Source organism: Acinetobacter sp. SwsAc6, assembly GCF_013391565.1.
Lineage (GTDB): Bacteria > Pseudomonadota > Gammaproteobacteria > Pseudomonadales > Moraxellaceae > Acinetobacter > Acinetobacter cumulans.
This window is the reverse complement of sequence record NZ_JACAXE010000005.1, coordinates 77543-99093: the sequence shown is the minus strand read 5'-3', so window position 1 is coordinate 99093 and position 21551 is coordinate 77543. Positions and strand designations below refer to the sequence as shown.

The following is a 21551-nucleotide window of genomic DNA, read 5'->3' as shown; positions in this document are numbered from 1 at the left end:
ATCGTTCCAATACAGTTTTAACATAGCATTCTTCAACGGATCAATTAATTAAAATAATCTTCTGTCGGCTTTGCTAGGCCAACTAAACCATTGCGTAATACATCAGACCAACCTTTACTAATCATTGTAAAATATGGGTCTTCTTCATAAATTCGCTTTCCATTAGGAATGACAAGACTATCTTTTTTATAAATAAGTGCATCCAATGGCAAACCCACAGACACATTAGAACGAATGGTCGAATCAAATGAAATTAGGCTACAACGCATCGCTTCATCTAAAGGCATGTCATAACGTAATGCACGGTCTAAAATAGGCTTACCATACTTACTTTCACCAATTTGGAAATATGGTGTATCCGAAGTTGCACTGATAAAATTGCCCTGCGGATAAATATTATACAATTGCATATCAGCACGACCAATTTGCCCACCGACCAACAAACTACAAAAGTAATTACTTTGCTCAACTGTATCTGAAGTGACATCTGCAATGACTTTTCTTAAGGTATGCCCAACCAATTCAGCAACCTCAAACATCGTATTTAAGCTATACAAATTAGGCTCTATTTTCAGCTCCAACTGATTTTGTAGATGACCAATCACGGCTTGCGTTGTGGCTAAATTGCCTGAGGTTTGTATCACAATGAAGCGCTCATTGCTTACACCAAAGGTATATAATTTGCGAAATACAGAAATATGATCTACGCCCGCATTAGTACGCGTATCACTAATAAACACCATGCCATCCTGTAAGCGCATCGCACAACAATAAGTCATTTTTAATCCTTCTTTTTTTCAACAGCGAAGTACTTGCACAATCGAACTCATTGATTCAATACCGCCTTTTTCCCGTACCCCCCGCACGGGAGCAACATCCCAATAATCACGGCCAATTGCGACATAAATATGCGCATTTGGTTTAAACAATTGATTACTAATATCAAAACAATACCATGCATTGTCTATAAATGCTTCAGCCCATGCATGACTGGCCAGATGTGCTATTTGTGGTACATATAAATACCCCGATACATAACGTGCTGGGATACCCAAATACTTACACATTGCAATAAACACATGACTATGGTCCTGACAAACGCCTTCACCATGCAAAAAAGCTTCTATTGCTGTGGTATGTACTGAGGTTCTTGCAGGTGTGTACGGAATACACTGTAAAATTGCCTCAGCCAAAGCCACTAAGTTTTGATGTGTCGGAGTTGGAACATACTGATGTGCGAAGCACTGCATTTCCGTATTGCACAAGGTACGATCTGTTGGCTGTAAAAACATAGCAGGTGAGATATGTGCCAAATCTACACCCAAACTATTATTTACATTCAACTCCACAATTCCCTGCGCCATAATCGTCAACTGGCTATAAGGTTCGTATTGTGAGCTGGTCAACCAAATATTTTCAAATGCATCGTGTTTCGCAATAGATTGACCAGGCACACTGACCGCCCAATGATGTACCTTTTGATGGACATTACTGGGTGGTGTCATACGAATATATTGAATGCTCCGATTTACATCCGCAGAATAACTATAATGCGTTTGATGATTCACCATGAATTTCATGTATCAGCCTCAAATATCCGTTGAATCGAGTCATAAAAATGAAAAAAATGCGTGTTATTAGGAACTTGCTGCAATTGTGCCCATGTTTGTTCTAAATCAGACCAACCTAAGTACTCCAATGAGCTCACAATATGACCAACCTTCGCTAAAGTCGTTGTTTCATCTTGTTGTAAACGTAACTGTCGATCGAGTTCCTCTATACCTTGCCCCAAACTAAAAAATAGAAAAATAGTTTCAGATTCAGTTTCTAAAATATCTTGGCATTCAGATGCCACATCACAAATATAGCCTCGATTTTCATTGGCATTTTTTATCAACAAACTTAATTCTGCATAATTCACTGCACTTAGCACTGCGCGTAAATCTTGAATATTGTTTTTTGCACATTCAAACTGATAAGAAAATGAGGCCACCTGTGTTGGATCTAACAATAGCTCATTTAACTCAATTGCATCCTCAGCATTTAAAGCAAATGCATGTGCATACTGCGCTGCTTCTTCGTCTACTTGAAAAGGAAATTGAGCACATAAGTACTGTATACGTGTTAAATATCGCCCCAACCAAAAAATATTTTGTACATTACTTTTTAACAAAATCATCTCATTTTCCTTTTATTGGTATAAGGCATCACACATGTAGGTTATCCACCACCCAAGTATCCTTAATCCCTCCACCCTGAGATGAATTGACCACCAATGAACCCGCTTGCATGGCTACACGCGTCAAACCACCAGGCACAATTTCTGTGCGATAAGGTGAACTCAGCACAAAAGGACGTAAATCAATGTGTCTTTCTGCAGCCCCATGCGCAGTCAGCGTTGGGCACACAGATAAATCCAAAGTAGGCTGTGCAATATATAAATGTGGCGTAAGGCTTATTTTCTTTCTAAATTCATGAATTTGCTGTTCAGACGCTTGGGGCCCAATTAACATGCCGTATCCACCAGAACCTTGTGCTTCTTTTACCACCAATTGTTCTAAATGACTCAACACATAATCTAAATCTGCTGCTTCACGGCATTGGTAAGTGGGCACATTTTTTAAAATGGCTTGCTCACCTAGATAGAACTGAATCATTTTATCTACATACGGATAAATTGATTTATCATCTGCCACACCAGTACCCGGTGCATTGGCAATCACAACATTATGTTGATGATAAGCCGACATTAAACCTGCAACACCCAAGGTACTGTCTGGTCTAAACGTTAATGGATCCAAAAACGCATCATCTAAACGACGATAGATCACATCTACCCGTTGACGACCTTTAATGGTTTTGACATAGACCACGTCATTTTCTACAAATAAATCCGCAGAAGTTACTAACGGTACATCCATTTCACGTGCCAAGAAAGCATGTTCATAATAGGCACTGTTATAGCGACCTGGCGTTAAAATCACGATAAATGGATGATCACAATAAGCATTTTCTTCAAGTATTTGTCTGAGCAAGCTTGGATATTGCTCTATGCCCAAAATATTGCTCTTTGCACATAAATCGGGCATGAGTTTTTGGCTTATTTTGCGTGACTCCAACATATATGACACACCTGATGGTGTACGTAAGTTATCTTCAAGCACATAAAACTCACCATGACGATCACGGATAATATCAACACCACTAATCTGGCTATAGACCTGACCTTTTAAATGGTGCTGTACCATTTGAGGCAAATATGCCTCATGCGACAACACTTGTAACTCAGGAACAATACCCGCCTTTAAAATTTCTTGTTGATGATAGATATCATGTAAAAATAAATTGAGTGCACGAACACGTTGAGCACAACCAGTGGCTACGGTATTCCATTGTTTCTTCGCAATCACACGTGGAATTAAGTCATAAGGAATTGTACGTTCGGTCCCCTCAGCCTCACCATAAACATTAAAGGTAATACCTTCATATAAAAAATGTTCTTTTGCACGTTGGTTTAATGCTTTTAATTCATCTAAATTATGCTGCGATAGCCAATGTTCTATGTTTTGGCATGCTTCACCCGAGATCAATCGATCATCACGCATTTCATTAAAAAAATTTGACTTCAAATGTTCAAACAACGCATAGGACTGTGCTGTCGCTGTATTTCTACTCATGGTAGATACAGATGATGCATACGCCTCTAAGGATGTACTGGAAGCTGTATCGTGTATATTTTCTTTCAACATACCAACCTCTTCTCTTTGTAATCTATTGTAAGCAAATCAAAGCAATAAGCATGCCAGCTGTATAAATTACCACCTTGTCTTACATTTATTGATCATTTCCAACATGTACACAAGACTAAAATTGCGCCATCTTGTTTCAAATTGTGCTGTTTTTTTTAAGTCAAAGACTTGCGAAATAAATCCAGTTTTTTTATTGTGTATTTTGGCGTTGCCCATCTCACTACTAGATTAGTTATTGTCTACATTATGTCCTCACAAGAAAAAGAAACATCCAACAGTCTCTATCGCCAATGGCAAATTTTGTCGCGATTACCCACAGGAAAGTGGATTGGGACACGTGAATTGCAAGAAAGCTTGGTACGCGAAGGTATCGATATTAGTTTGCGCACCATTCAGCGTGATTTAAACCAAATTGCCCAGCGCTTTCCAATTGAAAGTAGCAAAACATCGCCTCAGGGCTGGCGTTGGCGGGCTGATGCACCTATTCAAAGCTTGCCACACATGACCAGTTCTCAGGCTGTAACTTTTATGATGGTTGAGGAACATCTTAAACATTTACTGCCGCCTAGCCTCATAGAGGAAATGAATCCTTGGTTTGATTTGGCTCGCCGAAGTCTTTCCACCCAAAACAGTGTGCGCCAATGGATCAACCGTGTTCGTATTGTGCCGGCCAATCAGCCTCTTATACCGCCAACTGTAGATAAAACATCACAACAAACGATTTATGAAGGCTTACTCCAAGACAAGCAATTAGAATGTGTATATCAAGGCCGTGGTTTACAAAGTGAGGAAAAGACCTACATCTTAAATCCACTGGCATTGGTTCAAAAAGGTGCAATCATTTATTTAGTGTGCACCCGACATGACAAAACCGACATCCAAACATTCGCTTTGCACCGCTTTAAATCTGCGCAAGTGCTTAATTCACGTGCATTGCATCCAGTCAATTTTGATATAGATGCTTATATAGAATCTGGTGCATTGGGCTTTAGGGTTGATTTTAATCAACCTACTGAGAATATCGAGCTTCGCCTCACTGTTACAGAACAAGATGCAGGCTACTTTGAAGAATCTCAGCTCAGTAGAGACCAAACCATACAAAAACTAGATAATGGACAGATTTTAATTACTGCAACTGTACCCTATACCTCGCAATTGGTTTGGTGGTTACGTAGCTTTGGAAAACGTATTCAAAATATTGAACCCGAATATGTTTTACATGCAGTACAACAAATCAATGAACCTTAAAACGCTAAAAAAATCCAAATACTGTATTCAAGCTAAGCTTTGAATGAGGCGGTATGGCCAAGCTTATCTAGCCATTTTACAAGCATAAGGCTGCATAGAAAAAAGTCCCAAAACTGGGACTGATAATTTCTTAAAATGTTATTGTCATTCTTAGCGTTGATTGGCTGATTGAAATACCGTATTCAGTTGCTTTCCCCACTGCATACGGTATTGGTAAGTTAAAGTCAGTTTAGAGATCTTGATTAGCATAAGCATGCTAGATCTGCATTGTTAAAACGGATCGATTTTTTAGTCATCTTTATTGCTCCTTTTGCTGGGGTAAAATCAATTTATCTAAAAAATCTTAGTGGGTGAAATCATAAGAATTGCTTTGTATAGCAGATCAAAACCTAAACAATTTTTCAGAAAAACTTAGTCCACTCTTTGCAAATAACCATGCGTATAGCTCATGAATTTCGCATATTAATTTGCACAGAACTACATTCAATCAACAAACTAAAACTTGAGAATTGCTAACAAAATCGGCACATTAAAAGCTTAATGCAGTCTATGGATAAATTTTTATATGCCAAGCCCAACACAATCTATACGACATAAACTGCTCAATACATTTTTTTCACGCCATTCTATTTGGTTCTTGTGTATTTTTATTTGTTTGCTGGTCACGTCATTCCATATTGGCTATGAGCCTCGCTATATTTATTATTTTGTTCCCAAAACCTTGCTCAATAGTGTTTGGGTTATCACGGCAATCTTAAGTTTGATTGGTTTGTATGACGTGCTTCAAAATAAACACTCCATCTTAAAAAATTACCCAATCATGGGGCATTTTCGTTTTTTATTTGAAGAGTTCCGTCCTGAAATTCGCCAATATTTTATTGAAGCTGATCAAGATGCCCTTCCTTTCTCTCGCATGCAACGTAGCTTGGTTTACCAACGTGCAAAAAATGAAAATGCAGATAAACCCTTTGGTTCTATTTTAGATGTTTATCAGGATAATTATCGCTTCATTACCCATTCACTCAGCCCATGTAAACCTGCAAATCCTGCAGACTTTAGAATCAGCATTGGTGGGCCACAATGTACTCAACCTTATAGTGCATCAATTTTAAACATTTCAGCCATGAGCTTCGGAAGTTTAAGTGCTAATGCCATTCGTGCACTCAACAAAGGTGCACAGATGGGACAGTTTTACCATGACACTGGTGAAGGTAGCATTAGCCCATATCATTTAGAACATGGAGGCGATATTGTTTGGGAACTAGGAAGTGGCTATTTTGGTTGTCGCACACTAGATGGTCAATTTGACCCTGTTCGTTTTGCAGAACAAGCCAAACTTCCTCAAGTCAAAATGATTGAAATTAAGCTGTCTCAGGGCGCTAAACCTGGTCACGGTGGCATTTTGCCTAAAGATAAAATTTCTGCTGAAATTGCTCAAATCCGTGGTGTTAGTCGCGATCATGATTGCGTATCGCCGTCAAGCCATCCTGCTTTTAGTACCCCCCTCGAATTGATGCATTTTATTCAACAATTACGAGAGCTTTCCAATGGTAAACCTGTAGGCTTTAAACTTTGCCTCGGCCAACCTTGGCAATTCATGGGTATTGTTAAAGCCATGCTTCAAACCCAAATTTTGCCAGATTTTATTGTGGTCGATGGCTCTGAAGGTGGCACTGGCGCAGCCCCTGTCGAGCTAATTAACTATATGGGTACACCGCTACGAGAAGGTCTACTCTTTGTACACAACAGCTTAGTGGGTGCTGGTTTACGCGATAAAATTAAAATTGGCGCCAGCGGTAAAATCATTAGCGCTTTTGATATTTCCAGCACAATGGCGATTGGCGCTGATTGGGTCAATTCTGCTCGTGGCTTTATGTTTGCCGTTGGTTGTATACAAGCGCAAAGTTGCCACACCAACCAATGCCCTGTAGGCGTTGCCACGCAAGACCCAGACCGCCAAAAAGCGATTCATGTACCCACCAAAGCAGAACGGGTCTATAACTTTCATAAAAACACCCTGCATGGCTTGTCTGAAATGTTAGCCTCAGCCGGCTTAAGCCACCCTGCGGATTTAAAGGCACATCATTTAGCGCAGCGCATTAACGATCGTGAAATTAAAAACTATGCCCAGCTCCATTTTTGGCTAAAAGAGGGTGAACTTCTACACTGTGAGAATAAAGATCAAGAAAATTTTTATTATCGCATGTGGAATATGGCAAGCGCCGAGCGTTTTTAAACAACTGAATGAACATAAAAAAAGTAGCATATTGCTACTTTTTTTATGTTTTTGATCAACAAAAACTCAAGGCTAAACCTGCAACTTAGTAATAACTTTTACTGCTATTTGCATTTAAAAAAGCAGGAATTAAACCTGTTAGCGCAGCGCGAATATCTGCACGCTCGTTAATTAACTGATGAGAGCCTTCTTCTAACATGAGTAGCGTTTGTAAACGGAACTTTCGGCGAATAAACTCAATATTGTAACGCCAGTCAACCGTCTGATCCTGCGCACCTTGTGCTAACCACACTGGAATGCGACATGCTGGACGATCTTCCATTTCCTGCATCCACTTCGACATTGCTAAAATCCAATCCATACCCATCATACGTGGCTGTAGTGGATCTTTTAGGCGTACAAAGCGTAAAAACTCAGGATTATGGTTATTGCGGCGAAAATGACGAGGCACTTCACGCTTAATACGGCGAATAATGCCCAAACCAACCGAATTGTGCCACCAAGCAGTTTTGGCTGGACGAATTAGTGGCGATAACAACAATACGCGATCTACATACGGGTTTTCACGACGCTCAGCAAAGGCAAGCAAGTGATGCAACCAAATTGCGCCACCCGTGCTTTGACCAATGCCTAACCATGGCTGAGGCAATTGCGAAGCATGTTTTACATAACGGTATACGGCGTCTAATACGGCTTGGTAATGATCAAAATTTTGAATACTCGCAGGTGAGCCATTGCTTAAACCATGCCCAGGTAAGTCATAGGTCAAAATACTGTAGCCTTGCTCAAGTATTTCTCGAATTATCGGTTGATAAATACCGCTATGCTCTAAATAGCCATGCAATAAAAATACCGTCCCCTTACTCTGTTGACCTTGTTCTAATTTGGGTTGAAAGACCTGTACATGTAGCTTAAACAAAGGCATTTCAATTGCACCTTGCCAATGCTCACAATTCAAAGCATCTAAACCATACAAACGACGATAAGCTTGAATTTCCAAAGTCGGCGTATAAGGCCGATTTAAATTTAATTGTTCTAATAACAGAGGCGTAGTTTCACGGCTCGGTATAGGCAACTCTAATTGCTTTAAAATTGCAGGATTTAAAAAAGGTATATCAGACATTAAGGTACCTCCCTGCATTCTGTACCTACCCACATGTCGCGCATTGTCGCCAACATTTCATAATTGGCACGGCGACTATGGTCATAATTTTTTTCACTTGGGCGCCATCGGGTTAAATGCGTTGGCATTGGCGCTTCTATAGCGATTGTTTCAATGCCATTGAGTGCAAATAAACGTCGAGTTCTTGGCATGTGATAACGATCTGTAATGAGCATTACTGTAGGTGCACCACCTTTTTTCTGCAAGAGCAAAGAGCTAAAACGTGTGTTTTCACAGGTATTCATACTACGGTCTTCAAGCAATTTGGCTTCTACACCACGCTCAGCCAACCAACGTTGCATATAAGGTGCTTCTACACCACTCAGTACAATTGGCAATTTATACCGCTGTTCTACTGTGAGCGTTTTTTCTAAACGTAAGCGTGTATAGTCATTTACAACAATATCTTTACCATTTTTATCGAGTGTTAAACCACCACCTAACACCACAATTGCATAAGGTTCAGACAAGTGCGTTGGCTTTGCTTGTGTGGCTTTTTTCTCATTTTCATTTTGGTTCTGAATCAGGGCAATATCTTTAAATATTTCATCATCCACAGGCTCTGAAGCAGCCATTTCAACAGGATGTGTTTTTAAAAACTTAATATAATATTGCATCTGTTCATCATCAAGTTTTGCATTGAAGTCAAAAACATTTGCCACTGTCGCTTCAGATGCACTACTTGCCTCTGCTTGATCAACCACAGGCGCCAATAATGGGACCTGAGGGCGATTTTTCTCTTCAACTTCTTTTTGAATGTCTTCTTCGATATTTTTTTGCAGTGCTTTATAACGTGCCTGTACCAACATCAAATCTTGTGCATTTTTAGTTTGGATCGCTTCTTCCATCACTTTTAAATACGCTTGACGTGCAATCCACATATCTGAGCCTGGCTCATAGCTTTCGTGGTCACTTAAAGAAGCCATTTTTTGACTTTTGGCAGCCACCTCATTCACTTCTACAGGTACAAAATAATTCAGCGCACGTACGATCAAGCTAGAATAAAAAGGCGTATAAATAAAAACGATCAGACAGCCGAAAAGCGCAAATAGTAAAGCGACTATTTGCACCAAACGGACTATCCATGGCGTTTTTTTCATTTTTTAGTCCTGATGTGAACGGATTAAACCTTGCTGACTAAACAACACAGGTTCGGGTTCTAAGTCAATTCCAAACTGATGATATACATCATTTTGCACAGCTTGATAGGTACGGCGTACATCGTGCAAAGTTGCATCAGCATAATTTACCAGCACCAAAGCTTGCTTATGAAACATTCCTACAACACCTAACTTTTTGCCTTTCCAACCCGCTTGATCAATTAGCCAGCCTGCTGCAATTTTGACCTGCCCATTCGCTTGAGGATAATGCGGTAAGTTAGGATGTTTTATTGCAATTGCTTCATAATCCTGCTGAGAAATGACTGGGTTTTTAAAAAAACTACCCACATTTGGAAATTCTTTAGGATCTGGTAATTTAGCCTGTCGAATATGAATCACCTGACGTTGTAAATTTTCAGCGGTGAGCTCATCACCTACTGCTGCTTTTAAATCACCATACTGTAATTTCAGTTCTGGTGTTTTCAACAGCTTAAATTGAACCGCACAGATAATGTAACGGTTTGGATCGTCTTTAAATACACTATGACGGTATGCAAAATCACAGTCTGCCGATGCAATACATGTAAATTTTTTCTGATTACGATCATAGACTTCAACCGTATCAATAAATTCACCTGCTTCAACACCATAAGCACCAATATTTTGTACAGGTGCCGCGCCTACAAGCCCAGGGATCAAAGCCAAATTTTGTAAGCCATACAACTGCTGTGTCGTCGTCCATAACACAAAGTCATGCCATACCTGACCAGCACCCACACACAACGTGCGGGTATGCTCATCTTCTGCGAGAGTTTCAATCCCCATTATGTGCATGTGCAATACCAAAGCATTGATGTGCTCTGGCAGGAGCATATTACTGCCCCCTGAAAGTATAAATACATTCAGTTGCTCTGCCTCTGCAAAAGCCAATGCTTCTAACAGGTCTTGTTTTGAAGACACTTGAACATAATGAGAAGCAATCGAATTTAAATTGAGCGTATTAAAAGGCTTAAGTTGTACTTGAGTCTGGATATGCATATCGAATCTTAAACCTTAATATTTTAATTTTTTCTGAAGAACCTGAATCCAGGCACGACTGCTGGATTCACACTGGTCAAGTACCAACTCAAAACCATTTGCACCACCATAATACGGATCTGGAACAGCTTGTTCAAAAAAGTCAGGATCATGCTGACTCATGAGTGCAATATCAGCACGTAAGGCATTTGCACCAAATTCTTGCTGTGCTTGGATCTTTAAAGCTTGAATATTCGCTAAGTTTTCATAATCCATGGCAAGAATCAAATCGAATTCTACAAAATCTTGAGTTTTAAGCTGACGTGCACGTAAGGCAGACAAATCATAGCCACGCTTTTTAGCATGTTGCTGGCTTCTAGAATCTGGTGCCTTACCAGGATGGTAATTGCTGGTACCTGCAGAATCAATTGCAACATTCAAGTTCGCTTCATCACATAAGTGCCTGAACACAGCTTCAGCCGTAGGAGAGCGGCAAATATTACCTAGACAAACACATAACACCTGATAGGGCGTTTGGGATGACATAAGAACCTCAATGTTACTTTTATTTCAAGCATCTTATGTTAAGTTATTTAAAGGATGAATCCTATATCAACCCTCAACAATAATGCGCATTTAGATATAAAAATTAAGGATAAAGTCATGAGCCAATTTCAGTTTCAAACGGTGAGTAATATTATTTCGGGGTTGGGTTCAATTCTTGAGCTTAAAAATCTGCTCAATGACTTTAAACCGAAGCGCGTATTAATTGTGACTGATCCAGGTATGTTGCTTCATCAGTTGCATTTACCCATTGTCGAAATATTGGAAACGCTTAAACAAGACTATGTAATTTATGCCAATGTACAAGCAGATCCTCCTGAGCATTTGGTTCTCGATGCAGTACAATTTGCGCAAAATGAAAAAATTGATCTCGTACTTGGCTTTGGCGGCGGTAGTTCTTTAGATGTGGCTAAAGTGATTGCGATCTTAGCGCACCCTCAACAGCATCAAACTATTCAAGACCTATACGGTGTAGGCAATGCCAAGCGACCACGCCTGCCTCTGATCTTAGTTCCAACCACGGCAGGAACCGGTTCAGAAGTTACTCCTATTTCTATCGTCACCACAGGTGAAACCACCAAAACTGGCATTGTTTCGCCTGTGTTATATGCAGATGTCGCTATTTTGGATGCTCACTTTACGCAAAATTTACCTGCTTCAATTACAGCTGCCACAGGTATAGATGCTATGGTGCATGCCATCGAAGCTTACACTTCTAAAATAAAGAAAAATCCTTATGCAGATATGTTGGCCAAGCAAGCGCTTCGCTTATTAAATAAAAATCTTCCGTTGGTACTCAACGATGGAAATAATCTTGAAGCACGACAAAACATGCTGGTTGGCTCAATGCTCGCTGGACAAGCATTTGCGAATGCACCCGTAGGTGCAGTACATGCCTTAGCCTATCCGCTTGGTGGGCATTTTCACATTTCACATGGACATAGCAATGCTTTAGTACTGACTGAAGTTCTAAAATTTAACGCACCAGAAGCCAAAGGCCATTACGCAGAGCTTATGCAATGGCTTGACCCTTATAGCACTGGATGTACAGCAGGCTTATGTGATTTATTTATTGATCACATGCAAAACCATCTAGATCAGAGTGGTCTAACGCTTAAATTGCAACAGCTCGATATTCCACATACCAAATTAACTGAGTTGGCTACAGATGCTATGTTGCAAACTCGCCTCCTGCAAAACAACCCACGCCCCTTACAACAACAGGATGCTCTACAGATTTACAACGCAATTTACGCTTAAATAATAATTTATGACTGTCTAGCTGTGATGAATTCGACATTCCTACACTTTTACTGTTTATTAAATCAGTGAAATGGTGATTTATTTATACATTCGAATTCAACACATTAGATGTTGATTAAAAATCAATCACCAAAAACCATATTGTTTTTAAACACTTTTTATTACTTTTATATTTTAAAATAGCTTCATTTACATTGTAATTTTTCTTATTTATTAAGCTTTTTCATGTATTAACTGCATACACTTATATCTAAAACCACTTCAGGATTTGAATTGGTATGACGCAATACAGACTAAGGAAAAGCAAATGAATCATATTAAAAAATCAGCATTATTGGTCGCACTATGTGGTGCAATGCCTTTGGTTCATGCCTCTACATCTGATGGAAAAACATGGGCTGTTTCAGCAGGTTGGTTGCACATCATGCCTCAAAGTAGCGCGCAAGGTGTTTCAGGAAGTACAACAGATAAAACACCTATTTTAGGCGCTCAACAGGCCTCCTCTCCAAATGCTGGCTTTGAAGTACAAAATGCGGATACTGCTGGCTTAATGCTTGATTACTTTGTTAATGACAATGTTTCTCTCGAACTAGTTTTAGGTGCACCGCCAAAAATGGATTTATCTGGTAAAGGTGAAATTAGCCTCCCAGTTGTTGGATCAGTCGCAAACTTAGAGCAATTTAATAAAATTGCAACAACAGATGCATATACCCCAACCTTCACTGCACGCTATCACTTTGGCTCAATTAATAACCGTATTCGGCCTTATGTGGGCGCAGGTGTAATGTACGCACATTTCAGCAATGTAAAAGCAGATCCTGCCATCAATACAGAACTACAGACGCATAATCCGCTTGTAGGTGGTTTACTTAAACCTGAATTAGGCAAAATTAAAGTCGATGATGCTTTTGCACCCGTTGCTACGGTAGGTGTTGATGTGAATTTGACTAAAAATTGGTTTGGTACGGCGTCTGTCAGCTATGCTCATCTCTCGACAGATGCAAAACTTAATGTCATTGGTAATAGCAACACAGGTGACCGTGACACGGTGTTACTTGGATCAAGTAAAATTGAAATCAATCCAGTTGTCACCTACTTAGGCCTTGGCTATCGTTTCTAACTCAAAAATACAGAAAAAATTATTGTTTTAATTTTTAAGCTTTCATTTTGCCATAGCCATTCAAATTGCTTGAATGGCTTTTTTTTACTTGAATAAACTGGCATAGCAAAGTAAAAACACATGATGCTTGATAACAATACCGACCCAAATGAAACCAACGATCAGACAACGCAATCAATATCGCTTTATATTTCCTATTCAAACCCGCTGGGCAGATAACGACTTGTACGGGCATGTCAATAACGTTACCTATTATAGTTACTTTGACACAGCAGCCAATGCCTTATTAATTCAAAAAGCAGGCTTTAATATTCACCACTCTCCCATCATAGGTCTAGTGGTGAGCTCTTCTTGCAACTTTATGCAAGAACTCAGTTACCCTGAGATTATTGAAGTCGGTGTTGCCATTCAAAAAATTGGAAATTCCTCTTTAAGCTATGACTTGGCAATTTTTAAACAAGGACAAAATCACGCCGCTGCACAAGGTAATTTTGTACATGTTTTTGTTGAACGTGAATATAAAAAAAGCACCCCGATTCCACCAGAAATGCGAGATGCCTTAAAACATTATCTAATTGATTTAATTAATGAAGAATAATGTATTCCACCTGATTATTTCAGTTGAATATTATGTAGTTCACCATTAAATGCTTGGATTAAAGATTTCACGGTAGGCTCACTATGCAATAACTCTGAGGCGCGAACATACGCTTGCTCTTTACGTGCATTTAACAACACATAAGGCGTACGCTCACTCACATCGCCATACACCACATTAAAGCGTGTTGCTGGCCAAGCACTGTGTAATGCTTGCTCCAACAGGTGTTGCATTTGAGTCAGCAACTGTTCATATTTTTTAGGAATATGGAAGTTGCTCTCACCATCAATTGTGCCAATCATCACCCCATGTTGTGCTAACTCCTGTACAGCAGGTGACAAATCACTATGACGGAACCAGTATTCCCACTTATCGACTGTCCATTCACCTTGTAGGTCTTGTACAGGCAGTTTCAAAATATCCTGTGGCATAAGATGGCTAACAGATGCAGATGATACCGTGACTGAGTTTTGAGGTTGCTGTACTATTTCTTCCTGTACAAAACTTTCTACTACAGCTGCAACTGTCATGTCTTGTGCAAATAAACCAGCCTCTGCACCGTCTTGATCTGGCTCAGCTTGCGCTTCAGTTACAGGGCTATTTTTAATAACCGTTTCTAAGGGAGCAATAGATTCAAAGGCATAATCAGGTGTTAGATCTACAACTTGATCTGCCCCTGCCAAAGCATCTAAACCAAATAATGTTTCACCATTCGATGGGTCAAAAATAATTTGATTTTGATCAGGTGACTGTATTTGATCTATTTGAGATGAATCCGCATTTTGCGTATGTGCTTCAGTGCTTATTTGAACATCGACTAGAACCTCAGACTCTAGCTGAAGTTTCGTACCTTCAGGCTCTGGAGACAGCTCAAATTCAGCTTCATCCAAAAAATCATCTGATGAAGGCTCATTCACAGTTGCTTGCGATCTAAAGTCACCTTGCTCATCATCATATTCATCAGAGAAGAAACCATCAGAATTTAGCGCTTCGTTTTTTTCATCCTGCGTTAAAGGGGCATCTGTTGCTAATGGTGATGCATTTACTTCCACCTGACTGTTATGTGGTGTTAGCGCTTCGCTTACAGGTGCTGGTTCAACATGTGCAACTGGTTGAGCTGTTTGTACTGGTGCTGATGCAGATATTTCATTCGGTTGAATTGGACGGAAAGCAAGCAAACGTAGCACGGTCATCTCAAAACCCTGCTCTTGTGTCACTGCTAGCTGTAGATCAGCTCGACCTTTACAAGCAATTTGATAATATAATTGCAAATCTTGTGCTGTGACTTGCGCTGATAAACGCATAATTTTTTGGTTAATTTCAGCACTGTATTTTAAAGCTAAATCTGGCAAATACTGTAGTAATGCCAATTCATGCAGTGTCGAAATCAATTGATCCAGCACCATAGAAACATCAAGTGCTTGCTGGCGGAATTGCATTAACAACTGGCTAATCCGCGCTTGCTGATTTTGATGTATCGCTAAAATCAAATCATAAATAATCGTACGATCAATCAGACCCAACATGTCTTTGACATCTTGGTGATGAATAGCACCCTGCCCATAAGCAATTGCTTGGTCTGTCAATGACATCGCATCACGAAGTGAGCCTTGCGCAGACTCTGCAATTTGCCAAATCGCATCCTGCTCTGCTTCGATGCTTTCTTTGTGTAACACATCAGTTAAATGCGTTGTAATTTCATCTACAGCCAGCGGACGTAAGGTAAATTGCAAGCAACGCGAAATGACGGTAATTGGCAATTTTTGTGGATCTGTCGTCGCAAACAGGAATTTTACATGCTCAGGCGGTTCTTCCAGCGTTTTCAAAAGTGCGTTAAATGAATGCGTAGACAGCATGTGCACTTCGTCAATCAGATAAACCTTAAAGCGTCCTTGCGTAGGCGCATAAGGAACATTATCTAAAAGTTCGCGTGTATCTTCTACTTTTGTACGCGATGCTGCATCAATTTCAATCAGGTCGATAAAACGCCCTTCATTGACAGACTTACAGGTCGCGCAAACTTCACATGGCGTAGAAGTAATCCCTGTTTCACAGTTCAAGCACTTCGCCAAAATACGCGCAATTGTGGTTTTACCTACACCGCGAGTCCCTGTAAACAAATAGGCATGATGCAGGCGACCACGGTCTAAAGCGCTGGTTAATGCGCGTGAGACATGGTTTTGGCCAACCAACTCATTAAAATTGCGTGGACGGTATTTTCGCGCAAGTACTTGATACATGTATGCTCCTTTTCACATGCATAAGGATACTGTTTTTTTGACGAAGAGTGAATGAAGATCTCAATCTGTGGAAGTAATTCGATCGATTTCTTCAAATTTAACGACTTTAATATTGGATTTGTTTTTCAACATTCTGATTTGGCTATTTTACAAGCAGCAAGATAAGTTTATTAAAAAATCATTTATTCACTAACGAATTGCTTTTTTGAAATTCTTTCCGACATCGTTCCCTCATCCGTACCTACTTGTATTCCAATACCTCTTATCTTAGAACCAGTTTGAGTAAATTCTTGGGTTACATAATGATCCAATGTACTTTTATGAAATTTTGTACTTGGCCCCCAAAACTCACCAAGCCCCTGCCAAAAGCTATCACCTTGTGCAAATTCAATTGAATAATCACCAATTGGCAACATAATTTTTTCAATGCTTTGTCTTGGAACCTGTACAATCGCCATAATTGCGTTGCTCAATTTATTTCTAACAATAAAAACAGCATCTTTATTGTTAGATGCTTTCAATTGCACTGGCCCTAAAACAGAACCATTATCTGAATAACGGATCATTACTTTTGCGACGAAAGGTTGAGCATTTTTGTTCAACTCTGCCTTATGTCTTTCATCATCTTTTTCTATACTTTCTAAAGCATTTGGATGATCTTTATTTTCAACAGATGAATATGATTTTTCTAATGCAACAGAATGGTTAACATTTTTGTCAGCGAAAAAAAAATACAAACTTCCGACAATTACAGCTGCAATAATAAAACCAGAAAATTGCGAGCCCAACTTACGATTCTTAAAGTTCACAAACCACCCTTTACTAAACAATTAATTAATGAATTTCTTATAAAAATTAAAATGCATTCTTTACAATTCATCCATGTTACTTATAACAATTAGTTTTTAGGTTTGACTTAACAGAAATTCATCTGATATTGCATAAGGATTTGCTGTTTGATCCATTCTAATCTCCACTTCATGCTTTGCTGAATTCACCAATAAAAGATTACGCTTAGCTACGCCAACAAGTTCCAGCTCAGTTTTGTCTTCATCTTTAAAGAGCATCCGACCAGTCAATATTTCAGATACATCATTTCCACTCATGCTTTGACGGTCTAAAGTATAGGTCATATCAGCATTTAAAGTCAGTTTAACCGCCATTCCCTCACAATCTTCACACAATGCGCTACAACTCATGCATGGCGTATGCCCGCTATAACTACCAACCCAAGCTGGGACGATGTGTTTCACCTGCACAGCTTCTGTTTGCTTTACAGTCTCGGAGGCACGCTCGCAACCCACCAAACCAGTCACAGTCAAACTAGAAAGAGAAACTAAGGGAATTAAGATCGACTTATTCATGTGTTGCCTGCCTGTCATACATTCGGCGGGAAAAATAGCACAAACAAACCGATACGTCGTCCATTAATGTACAGCATGTGCAATTAAAGCCAGCCTTTCCGCCCTTTTAGCACACGGTCTGCACAGCGGAGTGTTTCCTGCGTCAACGCCCATAAACGGTAATCCCCCGTCAGTGAGCCTGTTGGAAAGTTATGTGTATATGCAAAGCTTAAATCACGCTCTGGGTCACACCATGCACCTGAGCCATTAAAACCAATATGACCAAAACCATTGGATGATTTTCCTAAACTCAGTACTCGGTGATAGCCCAGTCTCCAATGCATCGGCAATGGCATAATTCGGTCACGCTTTTTACTCTGGATTGTACTCAGGACTCGATACACTTCTGGTTTAATCAACTTTTGACCATTCCACACACCATTATTTGCCAGCATGGCGTACATTTTAGCTAAACTTCCTGCTGTAAAAGTGCCATTGGCTGCCGGTATGACGGCCTGCATGCCTTCATCACTAAAGAAACTAAAATGCTTCATGCCTTTAGGAATCATCGCATCCTGAAAATCTTGCGGATTCTGGCCACTCAGCTCAATCAACTTATCCATCGGTGATGTCTTACGCTGTTTCGAGTGATCTGAAGATTTTTGTGGCTGCGCTACATTTGAACGTGGCGCTTTGGGCAATGGACGAGCTACGCGCTCAAACTGATCCTGCGGTACACCAAAATACGCGCCGTCCAAAGCCAAAGGTCCGACCAAATACTGTTGCATTAACTCAGATAAACTTCGCTTGGTCGCTTTTTCCAGTACACCACCCACCAGCCAGCCAAAGGTTAGAGGCTGATATGCCATGTCTTCACCCAAACCAAAACGTGGCGTCATATTTTCCATTACTTGGAGCATGTGTTGCCAATCTGCCATTTCAACGGCCTGATCAATATTATTACGGATGTCATATAAACCGCTTTGATGGCTCAAGATATGTCTAAGCGTTATATGAGATTTACCATTTTTTGCAAATTCAGGCCAATAATTAGCAATTGGTACGTCATAGTCAATAAAGCCTTCACTGACTAAAATATGCGCCAAGGTTGAGAGCACACCCTTACCTGTGGAATAGCAGATTGAAAGTGTATCTGACTGCCATTTTTCATCTGCCGATTTTTGACCTGTAAAAATATCCAGTACTTTACGCCCCTTAAAATAGACACATAGCGCAGCGCCACCTTGCGTGCTACGCGCATCCTGTAAGCGACTAAACAGCTTTGCTGCATCTTGAAAAGATGCATCAGCTTCACCTGAATAATGATCAGTACTTGCAAATAAAACTTCTTTGAGCTGGTTCATATCCTTTGAACTCCAATGCTATAAGGCATAAATGATATGACATATTTTCGGACAGAAAAAAAGCCTGATGCAATGAAGACATCAGGCTTTTTTGGCTTATAGCGCTGTGACTGTACCCGTCACATGCGGTTTTTTATTTTTTGCACTACGAATCATAAAGTCTGTTTCAGATGAATTCACCGCAGTTAAAAATTCTACTTTTGACGGCAGGTACATCGGCAGTTTAAACCAAACATCTGCATCATACGCATCTGGCAGGCTTAAATTCGCCAATGCTTTCGCTTTGCTCCACATACCATGTGCAATGGCTTGTTTAAAGCCAAATGCTTTTGCTGTAACAGCATGAATATGAATCAGGTTAAAATCACCAGAGGTAATTGCATAACGACGTCCTGTATTTTCAGAAACCCCCCACTCCGCAACCAGCTGATAGTTTGGTGTTTTGCTCTCAGCCGTTTTTGCTGCAGCTTTTACATCGGTTTTTTGACGCGCTAAATAAGTGGTCAGCGACTCTACAACAACATCATTACCTACTTTTGCAGTGGTAATAAAGTCAAACTGTACGCCTTTATCATGCGGCTTTAATTCGCCAAACTTGCAAGACAGGCTTAGCTGTTCATTTACACCGACTTTACGGGTTTGCTTCACTTGGTTACGAATGTGCACCAAGCCTAAAATTGCAAATGGAAATGCTTCGGTAGTCATCATGTGCATTTGCAGGCTTTGCGACAGCACCGCCAAGTAAATTGCAGGAATATAGCCGTTGTTTTTAAAACCGCAAACTTCGTTATACGCTTTTAAGTGTTTTGCATCGACTTGAAATGAATCCACCACATATTCAACTTGCGGCAGCACTTTTTCACCTTTCGGCTTTTTAAAAATCAAGCCTTGGATGACTTTTGGATAAGCCAAATAAGGTTTTGGAAGTTGACTAAAATGGCGAGTATTCATACTGAACCTTTGAGAAGTTTTTATTTCAATGTCTTAAAAGCCCCTTCTCCCTCTGGGAGAAGGCTGGGATGAGGGTAGCCTCATGTCCCTTTATAGTAAATTTTACCTCTCCCTAGCCCTCTCCTTAAAGGAGAGGGAATTTTAAGAGGGATGCATTAAGCCCCTAACAGGCTTTGACCGCAAACACGTACTACGTTGCCATTTAGACCTGTAGATGCAGTTGAAGCAAACAATGCAATCGTCTCTGCAACATCGACTGGCAAACCGCCTTGACTCATCGAGTTCATACGGCGACCCGCTTCACGGATTGCAAATGGAATAGCAGCGGTCATTTGCGTTTCAATGAAACCTGGCGCAACGGCATTAATGGTCACACCATTAGTTAGTGTAGGTGCTGTAAATTTAACCACACCAATTACACCTGCTTTAGAAGCAGCATAGTTAGTTTGACCCAAATTACCTGCGATGCCTGAAATAGACGATACACAAACAATACGGCCATTCGCATTAAAACCGTCATTCGCTAACAAATAGTCATTCACACGTTCAATGGCAGACAAGTTGATGTTAATTACCAAGTCCCAAAGCTCAGGCTTCATATTTGCCAAAGTTTTGTCACGTGTAATACCTGCGTTATGCACAATAATATCTAAACCGCCTTGCGCAGCTGCCGCAGCTTTAATTTTTTCACCAGCATCGCCTGCTGTAATGTCAATCGCAAGCGTTGAACCGCCAATTGCACCAGCTACACGGTCAAGGTCAGCTTGCTGCTGCGGAACGTCTAAACAAATCACATGCGCGCCATCACGAGAAAGCACATGCGCAATCGCTTCACCAATACCGCGGCTTGCACCTGTCACTACAGCAGTCTTACCTGCAAGCGGCTTAGTCCAGTCAATATCTACTGTGTCTGCTTTCGACACGCGGATCACTTGACCTGAAACATAAGCTGAACGCGGTGAAATTGCGAAACGAAGCGCAGACTCAAGGTTCGCTTCAGCGCCTGCATCTACATAGACAAGATTAGCCGCAATGCCTTTTTTAAATTCTTTACCTACAGATTTCACAAAACCTTCGAGCGCACGCTGAGCAATAGCCTGTTTTGCAGTTTTTGCAGTTTCTGGTGTTGTACCAACAACTACAACACGGCCAGATGCTTGAACCTGACGTGCAATAGGGTTAAAGAATGCATATAGCTCATGAAGCTGCTCTGAGTTTTCAATGCCTGATGCATCAAAAACAACAACTTTAAATTTAGATTCTTTGTCGCCTTCATTAAATGCGCTTAAGTTCAAACCTGCTTTTGCTGCAGCTTGCTGCAATTCAGTATTGTTGCCTGCATAGCCATTTGCATGCACATTTGCCAAAACTTGAGCAATAGAACCAGCCAAGGTGCTGTTTGGCGCAGCGCCAACTAAAATTGCGCCTTTCACCACAGGAGAAGCAGATTCAAAACGCTCTAGGAAAGTCGGTGCTGGCAATCCTAAATTTTTAATGACAAATTTACCAATTGGAGATTTTGAAAATGCTTGGTATTGGTCAGTCATGTTTGTATCTCTCGAATAAATTAATTTTTTGATGGCTTTGAAGATATCC

General features: G+C 40.3%; 19 protein-coding genes. 5 read left to right on the top strand and 14 right to left on the bottom strand.

The window, feature by feature from the left end; genetic code table 11:
- Positions 1-44: 44 nt before the first annotated feature.
- Genes HYG93_RS05170 through HYG93_RS05155 form a run of 4 tightly spaced genes read right to left on the bottom strand, consistent with a single transcriptional unit; the run spans position 45 to position 3749 of the window.
- Positions 45-779, bottom strand: coding sequence for a proteasome-type protease (locus HYG93_RS05170; protein ID WP_106984895.1), 735 nt, complete (start codon positions 777-779; stop codon positions 45-47).
- An 18-nt stretch (positions 780-797) separates the two neighbouring features.
- A complete protein-coding gene (locus tag HYG93_RS05165; RefSeq protein WP_178961938.1) occupies positions 798-1580 on the bottom strand; it encodes a transglutaminase family protein in 783 nt (260 codons plus the stop codon).
- Complete coding sequence (locus HYG93_RS05160) at positions 1577-2179, bottom strand: hypothetical protein (RefSeq protein ID WP_178961936.1); 603 nt, start codon at positions 2177-2179, stop codon at positions 1577-1579. The genes HYG93_RS05165 and HYG93_RS05160 overlap by 4 nt, the downstream gene beginning before the upstream one ends.
- 28 nt (positions 2180-2207) lie before the next feature.
- Entirely contained in the window at positions 2208-3749 is a 1542-nt protein-coding gene (locus HYG93_RS05155) for a circularly permuted type 2 ATP-grasp protein (protein WP_106984898.1), read from the bottom strand.
- Positions 3750-3995: 246 nt separating this feature from the next.
- Here HYG93_RS05155 and HYG93_RS05150 point away from each other — a divergent pair, with 246 nt between their 5' ends.
- Together HYG93_RS05150 and HYG93_RS05145 are read left to right on the top strand one after the other, a co-directional pair.
- A complete protein-coding gene (locus tag HYG93_RS05150; RefSeq protein ID WP_106984899.1) occupies positions 3996-4997 on the top strand; it encodes a YafY family protein in 1002 nt (333 codons plus the stop codon).
- 565 nt (positions 4998-5562) lie between these two features.
- Positions 5563-7233 (top strand): FMN-binding glutamate synthase family protein, encoded by a 1671-nt coding sequence (locus HYG93_RS05145; protein WP_106984900.1) that lies wholly within the window; start codon positions 5563-5565, stop codon positions 7231-7233.
- Positions 7234-7318: 85 nt separating this feature from the next.
- On the opposite strand, the gene HYG93_RS05140 is transcribed toward HYG93_RS05145, so the two are convergent.
- The 4 genes from HYG93_RS05140 to HYG93_RS05125 are packed head-to-tail and all read right to left on the bottom strand — an operon-like array spanning position 7319 to position 11058.
- Positions 7319-8356: an alpha/beta hydrolase gene (locus HYG93_RS05140; protein ID WP_106984901.1), complete on the bottom strand. Its 1038-nt coding sequence runs from the start codon at positions 8354-8356 to the stop codon at positions 7319-7321.
- Positions 8356-9495, bottom strand: a complete 1140-nt coding sequence (locus tag HYG93_RS05135) for a YdcF family protein (protein ID WP_106984902.1) — start codon at positions 9493-9495, stop codon at positions 8356-8358. Before HYG93_RS05135 ends, HYG93_RS05140 begins: the two co-directional genes overlap by 1 nt.
- A 3-nt stretch (positions 9496-9498) precedes the next feature.
- Positions 9499-10533, bottom strand: coding sequence for a UDP-N-acetylmuramate dehydrogenase (gene murB, locus HYG93_RS05130; protein ID WP_106984903.1), 1035 nt, complete (start codon positions 10531-10533; stop codon positions 9499-9501).
- Positions 10534-10548: 15 nt separating this feature from the next.
- Entirely contained in the window at positions 10549-11058 is a 510-nt protein-coding gene (locus HYG93_RS05125; protein WP_106984904.1) for a low molecular weight protein-tyrosine-phosphatase, read from the bottom strand.
- 117 nt (positions 11059-11175) lie between these two features.
- Between HYG93_RS05125 and HYG93_RS05120 the strand changes: the two genes are divergently transcribed.
- The 3 genes from HYG93_RS05120 to HYG93_RS05110 all read left to right on the top strand — a co-directional run bounded on the left by HYG93_RS05120 (position 11176) and on the right by HYG93_RS05110 (position 14057).
- Positions 11176-12336, top strand: a complete 1161-nt coding sequence (locus HYG93_RS05120; RefSeq protein WP_106984905.1) for an iron-containing alcohol dehydrogenase — start codon at positions 11176-11178, stop codon at positions 12334-12336.
- 310 nt (positions 12337-12646) lie between these two features.
- Entirely contained in the window at positions 12647-13459 is an 813-nt protein-coding gene (locus HYG93_RS05115; protein ID WP_106984906.1) for an OmpW family protein, read from the top strand.
- A gap of 148 nt (positions 13460-13607) precedes the next feature.
- A complete protein-coding gene (locus HYG93_RS05110) occupies positions 13608-14057 on the top strand; it encodes a thioesterase family protein (protein ID WP_106984907.1) in 450 nt (149 codons plus the stop codon).
- Between the two features lie 14 nt (positions 14058-14071).
- On the opposite strand, the gene dnaX is transcribed toward HYG93_RS05110, so the two are convergent.
- The 6 genes from dnaX to HYG93_RS05080 form a co-directional block, all read right to left on the bottom strand.
- The gene (gene dnaX, locus HYG93_RS05105) at positions 14072-16297 is read right to left on the bottom strand and encodes a DNA polymerase III subunit gamma/tau (RefSeq protein ID WP_178961934.1); all 2226 of its coding nucleotides are present in this window, start codon (positions 16295-16297) and stop codon (positions 14072-14074) included.
- A 182-nt stretch (positions 16298-16479) separates the two neighbouring features.
- Positions 16480-17106, bottom strand: coding sequence for a hypothetical protein (locus HYG93_RS05100; protein ID WP_120365463.1), 627 nt, complete (start codon positions 17104-17106; stop codon positions 16480-16482).
- 96 nt (positions 17107-17202) lie between these two features.
- Entirely contained in the window at positions 17203-17661 is a 459-nt protein-coding gene (locus HYG93_RS05095; protein ID WP_120365464.1) for a copper resistance protein NlpE N-terminal domain-containing protein, read from the bottom strand.
- An 83-nt stretch (positions 17662-17744) separates the two neighbouring features.
- Positions 17745-19004, bottom strand: coding sequence for a serine hydrolase (locus tag HYG93_RS05090; RefSeq protein WP_120365465.1), 1260 nt, complete (start codon positions 19002-19004; stop codon positions 17745-17747).
- A gap of 96 nt (positions 19005-19100) precedes the next feature.
- Positions 19101-19955, bottom strand: a complete 855-nt coding sequence (locus HYG93_RS05085) for a MaoC/PaaZ C-terminal domain-containing protein (RefSeq protein ID WP_106984912.1) — start codon at positions 19953-19955, stop codon at positions 19101-19103.
- A gap of 155 nt (positions 19956-20110) precedes the next feature.
- Positions 20111-21502 carry a 3-oxoacyl-ACP reductase gene (locus HYG93_RS05080; RefSeq protein WP_106984913.1) on the bottom strand — a complete coding sequence of 464 codons (1392 nt, stop codon included), beginning with the start codon at positions 21500-21502 and terminating at the stop codon, positions 20111-20113.
- Positions 21503-21551 lie beyond the last annotated feature (49 nt).